Below are 10,040 nucleotides of genomic sequence, written 5' to 3'. Positions count from 1 at the left end.
ATCCCTCGCCACAAGGACGGCGACGACGAAGAAGAAAACCTCCAAGCGATATGCACGGACTGCCATAAGGCTAAGACCCGCGCAGACGCAGGCTACAGACCCACCATAGGCGCTGATGGGTGGCCGATAGGCTGATGCCCGAAACGGCGCTGTATGGGGCGCTCAGGGGGCGGGGGCTATCAAAAGTCTAGGGGTTTAGAACTCCTGACCGGAGTCGGAAGTGTAATTCTCACATCCACAAAACAGAGGATTTGAATATGTCCCGACCGAGGTTGCCGCAGCAAGTGGCGAAAGTCACGGGTGCGGTTGCCAAGAACGCAGGACGGTTTGAAGGCCGGTCCAACCCGAAAGTGAAGAGCCTTGGACCGGCTCCGAAGCGGTTCACGAAAGAGCAGAAGGCAATCTGGGATGAGTTCAACGCGGACTATCCTTGGCTTGGTCGTTCTGATCGCGGGATTGTCGAAGTGGCCACTCGGCTGACTGACCTGATGCGGACGCACGGGGCGGAAACGCCAGTTGCGGTTTACGCGCAGATGCGAATGACGCTGGGGCAGATGGGCGGGACACCTGTTGATCGCTCTAAGGTGAATGCGCCGGAGGATGACGGCGTTGATCCAAGTGCGGAGTTTCTGCAATGAATTTTATGTCGCGTGAGCTTTCCAAGGGGCGCGTCCTTGTCGTGGGGCGGCACGTTATAGGCTGCTGGGATTCAAAGTTTTACACTGAATCGCAATTCGCGGCAGGTGAGTGGAGAAAATCATTCACACAGTTATATGGCGTCTATAGGTCGAAGTTTGTCCACTGACGATCCGGTCACGGCGTATGCCAAGGCTGTTGAGCACGGGGAGATTGTAGCGGGTCCACACGTGAGGGACGCGGCGAAGCGCCACCTTGATGACATGGTGACGGGACATGAGCGTGGCATCTACTTTGACGCGGAGGCAGCGGATCGGTTTTTTCGTTTTTGCTCTACCGTTCTGCGTCTGAGTGAAGGCCAGTTTGACGGGGTGCCGTTCAATTTGCAGCCCTCGCAGCAATTCATCTGCGGGTCTCTATTTGGTTGGAAGGTGGAGAAGACCGGCAAGCGGCGTTTTCGGCGCGCCTACATCGAGCAGGGCAAAGGAAACGGCAAGTCACCCATGGTCGGGGCCATTGGCCTCTACGGCATGGTTTCAGATGGCGAGGCCGGGGCACAGATCTACGCGGCTGGCGCGACCAAAGAGCAGGCGGGCATTCTATTCACCGACGCGGTGAAGATGGTCAATCAATCGCCGTCTCTTGATAAGGTGATACGGCGCAGCGGTGGGCCGGGGCGGGAATACAATCTTGCCCATATGAAATCTGGCAGCTTCTTTCGCCCGGTATCGCGCGAGACAAAAAAAACGGGTTCTGGCCCGCGCCCTCACTTCGCCCTCTGCGATGAAGTGCACGAACACCCAGACGGCGGTGTGATCGAGATTCTTGAGCGGGGCTTTAAATTCCGTGAGCAGCCGTTGCTTGTGATGATTACGAACAGCGGATCTGACCGCCAGTCAATTTGCTGGGCCGAGCGCAAACACGCGGTAAAGGTCGCGGCTCAGGATGTGGAAGACGACACAACATTCTCCTACGTCTGCGCTTTGGATGAGGAAGATGAGCCATTTGAAGATCCTTCGTGCTGGATCAAGGCCAACCCGCTCTTAGGGGTGACGATCACCGAAGATTATTTGGCGCTTCAGGTAAAGCAGGCCAAGGACATCGCGGCGAAGGCCAACGGCATCCGGCGCTTGCATTTCTGCGAATGGACCGACGCTGAAAGCGCGTGGATCAGCCGAAAGATGTGGGAAAGCATCGAAGACCACACGATGGAGATTGAACAATTCAAGGGGAAACGTGCTTTTGCCGGATTGGACTTATCAGCGAAAACCGACCTCACGGCCAAGGCGCTGGTTTTCGAGGACGGATTCTCCGATCCACACTTTGACGAGAAAACGCATCAAATGGTTCCTGCAAAGCCATGCTTCGCGGCGTTCGTTCATGGCTACACGCCAGCCGATACCATTAAAGCGCGGGCCGAGCGCGACGGTGCGCCCTACGATTTGTGGGTTGACGCGGGGTTCCTGACGGCAACACCGGGCAAAAAGACGCGACTAGACTTTGTTGCGCAGGACTTGATTGACGATTCCGAAGCGTTCGATCTGGATTTCGTCGCATATGACAACTTTCTGATCGCTGATTTTGAGGCGGTTTGCGGCGATATGGGGGCATCATTCCCCATGCTGGACCATCCGCAGGGATGGAACAAGCGGAAGCGCGATGCGCCGGATGGAACTGAGGTAACACTCTGGATGCCGGGGTCGGTAGACGAACTTGAGACGTTGATCATGGAAGGCAGATTGCGGGTACACGTTAACCCTGCACTCCGCTCTGCGGTTTCTTCCGCTACTTTTGACACATCCCCCGCCGATCTGCGGCGCTTTACGAAGCATAAAGCAACAGGGCGGATCGACATGGCGGTTGCGCTGGCAATGGCGGTTGGAGCGGCCACCGCTCGGGATGAGGGTAACGGCCCCTCGGTCTACGCGGAACGCGGCGCGCTGGTACTCTGAAGGAGACGTGATGGGCTTTTTCCAATGGCTGCAAGGCGGTCCGAAAGCTGCTGTGCAGTCGGCTGATGGGGGGCGCATCGTAACGGCGAGGGATATCGAGGAAGCAATTCGCACCGCGAACACTGGCACGAATGCTGGCGTTTCTGTGACACCGCATTCTGCGATGCAAGTTTCTGCGGTTTACGCCTGCGTGCGGATCATCTCGGGCGCGGTCGCAAACCTGCCCCTGCACGTCAAGCGCAGGGTGAGCGATAAAGTCAGGGAGGACGCCGCCGACACGGCGCTATGGACCGTGTTGAGGCGGAAACCGAACGGATGGCAAACGCCTTCTCAGTTTCGCCGCCAGATGCAGGCGCAGATCCTTTTGAGGGGGAACGCATACGCCATTATCGCGTGGTCGAGGAACCGTGTTGTTTCGGTTGTACCGCTGGACCCTGACCGCATGGAAGTGAAGCAGGCGGACAGCGGCGAGATTCAATACACGTACACGCGCCGGAACGGTTCGCGCATCGGATTGCCGCCCCGGGAAGTCTTCCACCTTGTCGGAATGACGCTGGACGGCGTGACGGGTGTTTCGCCGATCACCTTCGCCCGGGAAACCATCGGTTTGAGCATGGCGCAGGAGCGCCACGGATCGACCACGTTTAAGAACAGTGCACGCCCAAGCATGGTGCTTCAGCACCCCGCGAAGATCGGTTCTGAAGGTGTTGAGTTCCTAAGGGCCAGCTTGGAGAACTACAGGTCAGGCGGCGAAAGCGAGGGTAAGGCGCTCATCCTTGAAGAGGGGATGGAAGCAAGGCCTTTGTCGATGACGGCAGAAGACGCGCAGTGGATCGAGAGTCGCAAGTTTTCGCGCTCGGACATTGCCATGTTCTTTGGCGTCCCGCCTCACATGATCGGGGACACCGAGAAAAGCACCAGCTGGGGCAGCGGCATTGAACAACAGTCCATCGGCTTTGTGACCTACACGCTGGAAGACCACCTGACCGCTTGGGAAGAAACGATCAACCGCGATTTGGTCGCGGACGATGATTCAGAGATTTACGCCCGCTTCAACCGCGCAGCGCTGGTCCGTGGCGACATGAAGACCCGGTGGGAGTCCTACGTGAAGGGCCTGCAATGGGGCGTCATGAGTCCTGACGAGGTACGCGCCCTTGAAGACCTCAATCCCCGTGAAGACGGCGAGGGCGGGCAATACTACGACCCGCCGAATACGGCTGGCGGAGACAATGGAGACAGCAATGAGCCTGAAGAACCTACCGCAAGCTAAGGCTTTCGAGCGCCCTTCGGCTTATGTCTGGGATGCGCCATCGGACGCTCTTGAGCAATGGTCCGAAAAGCCCAACGCCGCAGAAGCCGACGAACCGAACACCATCTCGATCTACGATGTCATCGGGGAGGATATGTGGGGCGATGGTTTCACCGCGAAGCGCGCTGGCGCGGCGCTTCGATCCATCGGAGCGAATGCGGTTACGGTGAACATCAACAGCCCCGGCGGGGACATGTTCGAGGGTCTGGCGATCTACAACCTTCTGCGGGAGCATCCTGCCAAGGTGACTGTCAAAGTCATGGGTGTTGCCGCATCCGCCGCGTCCATTATTGCGATGGCGGGCGACAGCGTGCTGATGGGCACTGGCTCCGTGATGATGATCCACAATGCCTGGGGGGCAGTCATTGGAAACCGCCACGATTTTTCCGATGCGGCAAACGTTTTCGAGACTTTCGACGCCTCCATGGCAGCGATCTATTCCGCGCGAACCGGCATGAAGGAGCCGGAAATCATGGCGATGCTGGACGGGCCAACCCGCGCCTCCGATGGCACCTATATGACCGCCGAAGATGCCATCGCGAAGGGCTTCGCGGATGCCGAGTTTGAGATGCCGAAGCTGGCGGCCTCCTCGGCTCAGACACAGACAACCTCGCTGCGCAAGCTGGATGCTGCGTTGGCAAGAGGTGGAATGCCAAGGTCGGAACGCCGAGCGCTTCTGGCCGAGGCGAAAGGGGGCACGCAGGACGCTGCCTCAACCGTCACGCCCGGCGCTGACGACTGGACGGACGCGGCAACGCGTCTAATCGCTGCAATCAGGTCATAGAGGAGATTATCATGACCCAGCATTTCCGTGCGCCGCGCGCGCGTGGGATCGTCTCAGTCCGTGCGGACATGAGCGACCCGAAGGTCATTCTGGCCGAACTCTCGAAAACCTTCGAAGCATTCAAGGCCGAGAACGATGCCGAGATCAAAGCCCTCAAAAAAGGGCAGGAGGATGTTGTCCAATCCGAAAAGGTGGACCGCATCAACGCAGACATCACATCGCTGAACAAGGCGCTGGATGATGTCAACGCAACCATGGCCGCGCTGAAAGCGGGCGGGGCAGGTGGCAATGTCGCAGATCCTGCAAAGCGCGAACATGCAGAGGTGTTTTCCAAGTGGTTCCGTAAGGGTGATCGTGCCATTGCGGACGCTGACCTCGGCGCGCTTGAAGTCAAGGCGTCTCTGACCACGCAGTCGGACCCCGACGGCGGCTATCTGGTTCCCGAGGAAATGTCGGAAACCATCGACCGCGTTGCTGGCACAGTATCCGTCATGCGCGACCTTGCTTCGGTCATGTCCATTTCGACGGACACGTTCAAGAAGCTGGTCAGCATGGGCGGTGCAGGTTCCGGCTGGGTCGGAGAGACAGAAGATCGACCCGAAACCGCCACGCCGACTCTGCGCGAGTTGATCTTCAACGTCATGGAGATCTACGCCAACCCGGCGGCAACGCAGACGATGCTGGACGATGCCCGCGTGGACATCGCTCAATGGCTGGGCAATGAGGTTGCAATCGAGTTTGCCGAGCAGGAAGGCGCTGCCTTCATCAGCGGCAACGGCGTGAAGCGTCCTCGTGGGCTGCTGTCCTATGCGAACGTACCCAACGCCAACTACGAATGGGGCAAGCTCGGCTATACGCCCACTGGCGTTGCAGCTGCGCTGTCGAACGCGTCGAACAATGGCGCTGATGCCATGATCGACCTGTATTACAGCCTGAGAGAGCAATATCGCAACGGCGCGGTATGGCTCACCTCGGACGTGACCGCAGGGGCGATGCGCAAGTTCAAGGACGGCGACGGCACCTATCTCTGGGGCAACCCGACCAACGCAGGTGAAACGCCCACGTTCCTCGGCAAGCCGGTGCGCACGGATGACAATATGGATGCGGTTGGGGCGAATGCCTTCCCGCTTGCCTTCGGCAATTTCCAGCGTGGTTATCTGATCGTTGACCGCTTCGGCATCCGGGTTCTGCGCGACCCCTATACCAACAAGCCTTACGTGCACTTCTACACCACGAAGCGCGTTGGCGGTGGGGTTCAGAACTTCGAAGCAATCAAGCTGTTGAAAGTCGCGACTTCCTAAGCCTTGGCGCGGGCGGCTAATCGCCCGCGCATTCATCATGGAAAATAACGAAAGGATGATCCGATGAAGGATTTTCATTCTGGCGTCAGCGTGTCGCAGTCGATTGCACCGCAGGCCGTCACCGCCGCTCTGAACGGCGCGAGCGTTGATCTTCAGGGCTACAATGCCGCCCTGTGCGTGATCGACATTGGCGCAGGAAGCGGCACAAGCCCGACAATGACCGTACTGCTTCAGGAATCGGACGATGACACCACGTTCACGGATGTGGCTATGTCCGACCTTCTGGGTGGCGATCAACTGGCGCAGATCACCGGCACGACCGATGAAGCGGTCTACCGCCGGGGCTATGTCGGCAACAAGCGCTATCTGCGTGTGCGAGTCTCGGCAACTGGCGGCACCAGCCCCAGCTTCCCGATGGCTGCGCAGGTCATTCGCGGCCACCCCAACGACGCGCCGGTAGCCTGATAACATGCACCGCCCCGTTTTGAATACGGCGCCGGCTGAAACACCAGTTTCGCTGGCAGAGGCCAAGGCGCACCTTCGGGTGGAGCCTGAGGTGACAGCAGAAGACGGCCTGATTACCGGGCTTGTTGCCGCCGCTACGGCGCACCTTGACGGCAGGGCCGGTATTCTGGGGCGGTGCATCGTCACCCAAACATGGGTGCAGAAATACGACCACTGGCATCGGATCATGCGGTTGCCCTTCCCCGATGTCCAATCGGTTGCGGTTTCATACGTTGATCTTGATGGGGCGGCGCAGACAGTCGCGCCGGGTCTCTATACGATTCAGGAAGATGCGATTGGCGGATATGTCCGGTTCGAGGATGCGTTCGCGCGCCCGAGCATCGGGCCTGACGTGACCGGTGTGAGCATCACGTTCGACGCCGGTTTCGGTGTAGCATCAAACGTGCCTTCAGCGATCAAGGCGGCCATCCTGCTCCACATCGGGACACTCTACGAATATCGGGAGACGATGGCGGACGGGGTGCAGCCCACCAATGCGCATGAGATGCTTATCGCGCCGTACCGGCGTGTCAGCCCATGAAGGGCGCGGGCCGCCTGCGCCACCGGGTGACATTCAACCGGCAGGGCGAGGAAATAGACGATTACGGCAACGTAGTGGGTGAGTTCGCGCCGCTGTTCACTGTCTGGGGCAACGTGCGCGAAACGACCGGCAAGGAGCGCGTAGAGGCGGGGGCCGTGGAGAACGTCCGCACGGCGACAATCCGCATCAGAACAAGCCCGCAGGCCAATGGGCTGACGGAAGCGGATCAAGCTGTCGCGCGGGGCGAGACATGGAACATTCGGGGCATTGCGCACGCCGATGATAAGGGCGCGATGCTGGATATTTTGGTTGAATCTGGGGTCGCGCAGTAGCGCCCTATCAGGAGATAAGACATGGCGACGATTACAGCGACAGACGCGGGCGCTTCTACGGCAGCCACGGCGACACAAATCACTCTGGATGGTGCGGGCGATACCTTCGCCTACACCCCGAACAAGCGGGCGCTTCTGGTGCTTCGAAACCCGACTGCCGGGTCGCTTTCCCCGGTCATCGACGGTGACGGTGCATCCACGGTTGGCGTTGCTGGCGTGGGGGCGGTGGACATCAGCGGCGGATACGCGGTCGGCTCAATCCCGGTCGGTGCGGCCCGGGTGGTTCGGCTGGATGCCATCAGCGCCTATCTGGCCGGGACTATCGCGATCACCGGCGGGACGGGTCTCGTCGCAACGCTCCTTGAGTTCTGAGCATGAAAAAGACCGGCTTCAATGAGACAAAGGCGCTCTTGGGCCGGATCACGCCTGAGATCGAGGCGCAGTTCGAGAAAGCGAACCGCGAAAACGCGGAAATGATCGTGGACTTAGCGAAGGTGCTTATCCCGGAGAAGTCTGGCGCAAGCCGCGCGGCAATCCGCAACTTGCCGGGGCCGGATGGTTCTCAGCTTATCGACTTCGGGCAGAAGGCAAAGGTTATCGAGGGCAACCGGGGTCCGCGTCCCTTCGTGAACCCCGCCATTCAGGCGACGAAGAAAAAGCGCACGGCCCGCGCCCGTAAGGCCCTGCGTGATGCGATCAAGGCGGTGAAGTGATGGCTGAGAATAACGTGAAACTGAATGTCTCTGTTGATGCCAACGCGGCGGTGCGCGATCCTCTGTTTTGGCTTGGGCTTTTTGTTTCAAAGGCGACCTTGGGCCGTGTTGATACAGGGCGCTGGAAAAAATACCTGAGAGTGGAAGACGCAGATGGCTGACGGCTACGCGCTCGCCTTGCAAAAGGCGCTTGTCGGTGCTTTGAAAGCCGATGCGGGCGCGTCCACCATTGTCGGCGGGCGCATCTACGACCAGCCCCCGCAGGACGCGGTACGACCGTTCATCAGGATCGGAGGAATCCAGCCGCGCCCCCTGAGAACAGACGGCAAGTCGGCAGGGTCGATCACCTTCGCAGTGGAGGCCCATAGCCGCCCGTCAAAATCCGGCCGGGTAGAGGCCACCCGATGCGCCGAAGCGGTCGTGAAGGCACTGGATGAAGCGGCTTTGACGGTAACGGGCTTCACGCTGGTGCAGCTTCAGTGGATCACGCAGGAAGTCACGCAGGACAGCGACGGAAAAAGCTACACGGCTGTCATCGCGTTTTCGGCCATCTTGGATGGGTGATGATAGCAGAGGTTTCCGCCTCTGCTATCACATCTTTCATTTAGCACTTTCGGGCCGCTTGGACGGATTCGACGGCCTGAATACGACCTTTGACGATGGAGATTTTCGCTTCGTTGTCATTGCCTGACATGCTGGAAATTGGAAGGCCAAGAAGGAGAACACCAAGTGTATCCGCCCCGGCGGCGCTTTTCTGGGCGGCGCTGAGATTTGCAAGGTTTTGGTCAAGCGCCAAGTGTTCTTTCGCTAGGGAATCACACCCGAAACGAAGGTAGGGGTTCGGGCCGATATCTACTGCACCGATCTGCTCAGGCTGTTTCGCGCAGGCGGCAACCGCCAACAGCATGAAGACAACAGGAAATCTCATAAGTTCACCATTTTGTTAACCAAGGTAAACAAAAGGTTAACACGGGAACGCGAGACCCCGTCAATTCTTTTCCCCTTCTGCGGGAATCGAAGCCCATATCCGGCCCTTGGGCAAGGCAGGACCGAACGCCGTGAGGCGTCCATATCCCATGAAGGAGCCTAACCATGGCAAAGCAAACTGGCAGACTGCTGCTGATCAAGATCGGCGATGGATTGGCGACCGAAGCGTTTTCGACGCTCTGCGGCATCCAATCCAAGACAATGACCGTCAACAACAACAACTTCGATGTAACCACGATGGACTGCACGAACCCCGGCGGCCAACTCTGGCAGGAAGTGATGACCGGGATGCGGTCGGTCGAGGTTTCCGGCAACGGCATCTTCGAGGGCGGCACTTCGCTTGACCGGTTCCATGACATTGCCTACGGCACCGGGGCCGCTGATACCGCAGATGCCATCGGCAACTTCCAAGTCATCGTGCCGGAGTTCGGTACCTTCGAAGGCGCGTTCCACGTGAACAACATCGAGTTCGGCGGCGAGCAGGAAGGCGCTGTGACGTACAGCCTTGCGCTCGCTTCGACAGGCCCCGTCACCTTCACCGCTGCCGTCTAATGCCGATCACGGCAAGCGCCCCGGCGGGTGGAACGATTGAACAGCTTGGCGGCGAGAGTCGCCCGCTGGTTCTGCGCAATGGCGAAATCGAGCGGTTTGAGCGGCAGCACAATATCGGCTTTTTCACTGTGGTAGAGTCGCTCTTTGGTAAAGGTGATGCGCCGCAAGTTCGCCATTGTCGCGATCTGATTGCGCTCGGCCTAGTAGGGGGCGGGCTACCGGACAGGACCGCAGACAAGATTGTCGATGATCTGCCGCCCCATGAAAACCCGCGCATTCGCAGCATGGCGATGGATTTGGTCGGCGCGATCTACCTGTCCGAAGAAGATAAAAAAAAAGACGCAGAACTAGCTGGATCGTCTCCGAAGACAGGGCGGAAAGCTACGACGCGAAAGCGAAAATCAAAAGCGCAATCGTTGCAGGACTGAG

Annotated in this window: 16 protein-coding genes; 15 read left to right on the top strand and 1 reads right to left on the bottom strand. The window is 59.0% G+C overall.

The features are described 5' to 3' along the window. The 13 genes from A3728_RS23955 (at position 1) to A3728_RS04130 (ending at position 8,636) form a co-directional block, all read left to right on the top strand. Positions 1-135 carry an HNH endonuclease gene (locus tag A3728_RS23955; RefSeq protein WP_443069422.1) on the top strand — a complete coding sequence of 45 codons (135 nt, stop codon included), beginning with the start codon at positions 1-3 and terminating at the stop codon, positions 133-135. Between the two features lie 122 nt (positions 136-257). After that, the gene (locus A3728_RS04180) at positions 258-638 is read left to right on the top strand and encodes a hypothetical protein (RefSeq protein ID WP_067920544.1); all 381 of its coding nucleotides are present in this window, start codon (positions 258-260) and stop codon (positions 636-638) included. A gap of 156 nt (positions 639-794) precedes the next feature. Then, entirely contained in the window at positions 795-2,588 is a 1,794-nt protein-coding gene (locus A3728_RS04175; protein WP_236628164.1) for a terminase large subunit, read from the top strand. Positions 2,589-2,598: 10 nt separating this feature from the next. After that, complete coding sequence (locus tag A3728_RS04170) at positions 2,599-3,858, top strand: phage portal protein (RefSeq protein WP_067920540.1); 1,260 nt, start codon at positions 2,599-2,601, stop codon at positions 3,856-3,858. Beyond that, positions 3,830-4,681: a head maturation protease, ClpP-related gene (locus A3728_RS04165; RefSeq protein ID WP_067920539.1), complete on the top strand. Its 852-nt coding sequence runs from the start codon at positions 3,830-3,832 to the stop codon at positions 4,679-4,681. The genes A3728_RS04170 and A3728_RS04165 overlap by 29 nt, the downstream gene beginning before the upstream one ends. Before the next feature lie 11 nt (positions 4,682-4,692). Next, the gene (locus tag A3728_RS04160; protein WP_067920537.1) at positions 4,693-5,982 is read left to right on the top strand and encodes a phage major capsid protein; all 1,290 of its coding nucleotides are present in this window, start codon (positions 4,693-4,695) and stop codon (positions 5,980-5,982) included. Positions 5,983-6,045: 63 nt separating this feature from the next. After that, positions 6,046-6,447: a hypothetical protein gene (locus tag A3728_RS04155; RefSeq protein WP_067920535.1), complete on the top strand. Its 402-nt coding sequence runs from the start codon at positions 6,046-6,048 to the stop codon at positions 6,445-6,447. Positions 6,448-6,451: 4 nt separating this feature from the next. After that, entirely contained in the window at positions 6,452-7,027 is a 576-nt protein-coding gene (locus tag A3728_RS04150; protein ID WP_067920533.1) for a head-tail connector protein, read from the top strand. Beyond that, positions 7,024-7,359 carry a phage head closure protein gene (locus A3728_RS04145; RefSeq protein ID WP_067920531.1) on the top strand — a complete coding sequence of 112 codons (336 nt, stop codon included), beginning with the start codon at positions 7,024-7,026 and terminating at the stop codon, positions 7,357-7,359. Before A3728_RS04150 ends, A3728_RS04145 begins: the two co-directional genes overlap by 4 nt. A 21-nt stretch (positions 7,360-7,380) precedes the next feature. Then, positions 7,381-7,731, top strand: a complete 351-nt coding sequence (locus tag A3728_RS04140; protein ID WP_067920529.1) for a hypothetical protein — start codon at positions 7,381-7,383, stop codon at positions 7,729-7,731. A 2-nt stretch (positions 7,732-7,733) separates the two neighbouring features. Beyond that, a complete protein-coding gene (locus tag A3728_RS04135) occupies positions 7,734-8,072 on the top strand; it encodes a hypothetical protein (RefSeq protein ID WP_067920527.1) in 339 nt (112 codons plus the stop codon). Further along, entirely contained in the window at positions 8,072-8,233 is a 162-nt protein-coding gene (locus A3728_RS22985; RefSeq protein ID WP_161487194.1) for a hypothetical protein, read from the top strand. Before A3728_RS04135 ends, A3728_RS22985 begins: the two co-directional genes overlap by 1 nt. Then, the gene (locus tag A3728_RS04130; protein ID WP_067920525.1) at positions 8,226-8,636 is read left to right on the top strand and encodes a DUF3168 domain-containing protein; all 411 of its coding nucleotides are present in this window, start codon (positions 8,226-8,228) and stop codon (positions 8,634-8,636) included. The genes A3728_RS22985 and A3728_RS04130 overlap by 8 nt, the downstream gene beginning before the upstream one ends. A gap of 40 nt (positions 8,637-8,676) precedes the next feature. On the opposite strand, the gene A3728_RS04125 is transcribed toward A3728_RS04130, so the two are convergent. Further along, positions 8,677-9,000 (bottom strand): hypothetical protein, encoded by a 324-nt coding sequence (locus tag A3728_RS04125; RefSeq protein ID WP_067920523.1) that lies wholly within the window; start codon positions 8,998-9,000, stop codon positions 8,677-8,679. A gap of 164 nt (positions 9,001-9,164) precedes the next feature. On the opposite strand from A3728_RS04125, the gene A3728_RS04120 reads away from it, so the two are divergent. Together A3728_RS04120 and A3728_RS04115 are read left to right on the top strand one after the other, a co-directional pair. Beyond that, entirely contained in the window at positions 9,165-9,611 is a 447-nt protein-coding gene (locus A3728_RS04120) for a phage tail tube protein (protein ID WP_067920522.1), read from the top strand. After that, positions 9,611-10,039, top strand: a complete 429-nt coding sequence (locus tag A3728_RS04115; RefSeq protein ID WP_067920520.1) for a GTA-gp10 family protein — start codon at positions 9,611-9,613, stop codon at positions 10,037-10,039. Before A3728_RS04120 ends, A3728_RS04115 begins: the two co-directional genes overlap by 1 nt. Position 10,040 lies beyond the last annotated feature (1 nt).

Source organism: Sulfitobacter sp. HI0040, assembly GCF_001634885.1.
GTDB lineage: Bacteria > Pseudomonadota > Alphaproteobacteria > Rhodobacterales > Rhodobacteraceae > Sulfitobacter.
The sequence above is the reverse complement of the archived record's forward strand: the minus strand, read 5'-3'. Positions and strand labels throughout refer to the sequence as shown.

What these genes read in the sequence shown, in the direction of transcription:
- A3728_RS04180 (WP_067920544.1), top strand. Translation starts at nt 258, where the DNA reads ATGTCCCGACCGAGGTTGCCGCAGCAAGTGGCGAAAGTCACGGGTGCG.
- A3728_RS04170 (WP_067920540.1), top strand. Translation starts at nt 2,599, where the DNA reads ATGGGCTTTTTCCAATGGCTGCAAGGCGGTCCGAAAGCTGCTGTGCAG.
- A3728_RS04165 (WP_067920539.1), top strand. Translation starts at nt 3,830, where the DNA reads ATGAGCCTGAAGAACCTACCGCAAGCTAAGGCTTTCGAGCGCCCTTCG.
- A3728_RS04160 (WP_067920537.1), top strand. Translation starts at nt 4,693, where the DNA reads ATGACCCAGCATTTCCGTGCGCCGCGCGCGCGTGGGATCGTCTCAGTC.
- A3728_RS04155 (WP_067920535.1), top strand. Translation starts at nt 6,046, where the DNA reads ATGAAGGATTTTCATTCTGGCGTCAGCGTGTCGCAGTCGATTGCACCG.
- A3728_RS04150 (WP_067920533.1), top strand. Translation starts at nt 6,452, where the DNA reads ATGCACCGCCCCGTTTTGAATACGGCGCCGGCTGAAACACCAGTTTCG.
- A3728_RS04145 (WP_067920531.1), top strand. Translation starts at nt 7,024, where the DNA reads ATGAAGGGCGCGGGCCGCCTGCGCCACCGGGTGACATTCAACCGGCAG.
- A3728_RS04140 (WP_067920529.1), top strand. Translation starts at nt 7,381, where the DNA reads ATGGCGACGATTACAGCGACAGACGCGGGCGCTTCTACGGCAGCCACG.
- A3728_RS04135 (WP_067920527.1), top strand. Translation starts at nt 7,734, where the DNA reads ATGAAAAAGACCGGCTTCAATGAGACAAAGGCGCTCTTGGGCCGGATC.
- A3728_RS22985 (WP_161487194.1), top strand. Translation starts at nt 8,072, where the DNA reads ATGGCTGAGAATAACGTGAAACTGAATGTCTCTGTTGATGCCAACGCG.
- A3728_RS04130 (WP_067920525.1), top strand. Translation starts at nt 8,226, where the DNA reads ATGGCTGACGGCTACGCGCTCGCCTTGCAAAAGGCGCTTGTCGGTGCT.
- A3728_RS04125 (WP_067920523.1), bottom strand. Translation starts at nt 9,000, where the DNA reads ATGAGATTTCCTGTTGTCTTCATGCTGTTGGCGGTTGCCGCCTGCGCG.
- A3728_RS04120 (WP_067920522.1), top strand. Translation starts at nt 9,165, where the DNA reads ATGGCAAAGCAAACTGGCAGACTGCTGCTGATCAAGATCGGCGATGGA.
- A3728_RS04115 (WP_067920520.1), top strand. Translation starts at nt 9,611, where the DNA reads ATGCCGATCACGGCAAGCGCCCCGGCGGGTGGAACGATTGAACAGCTT.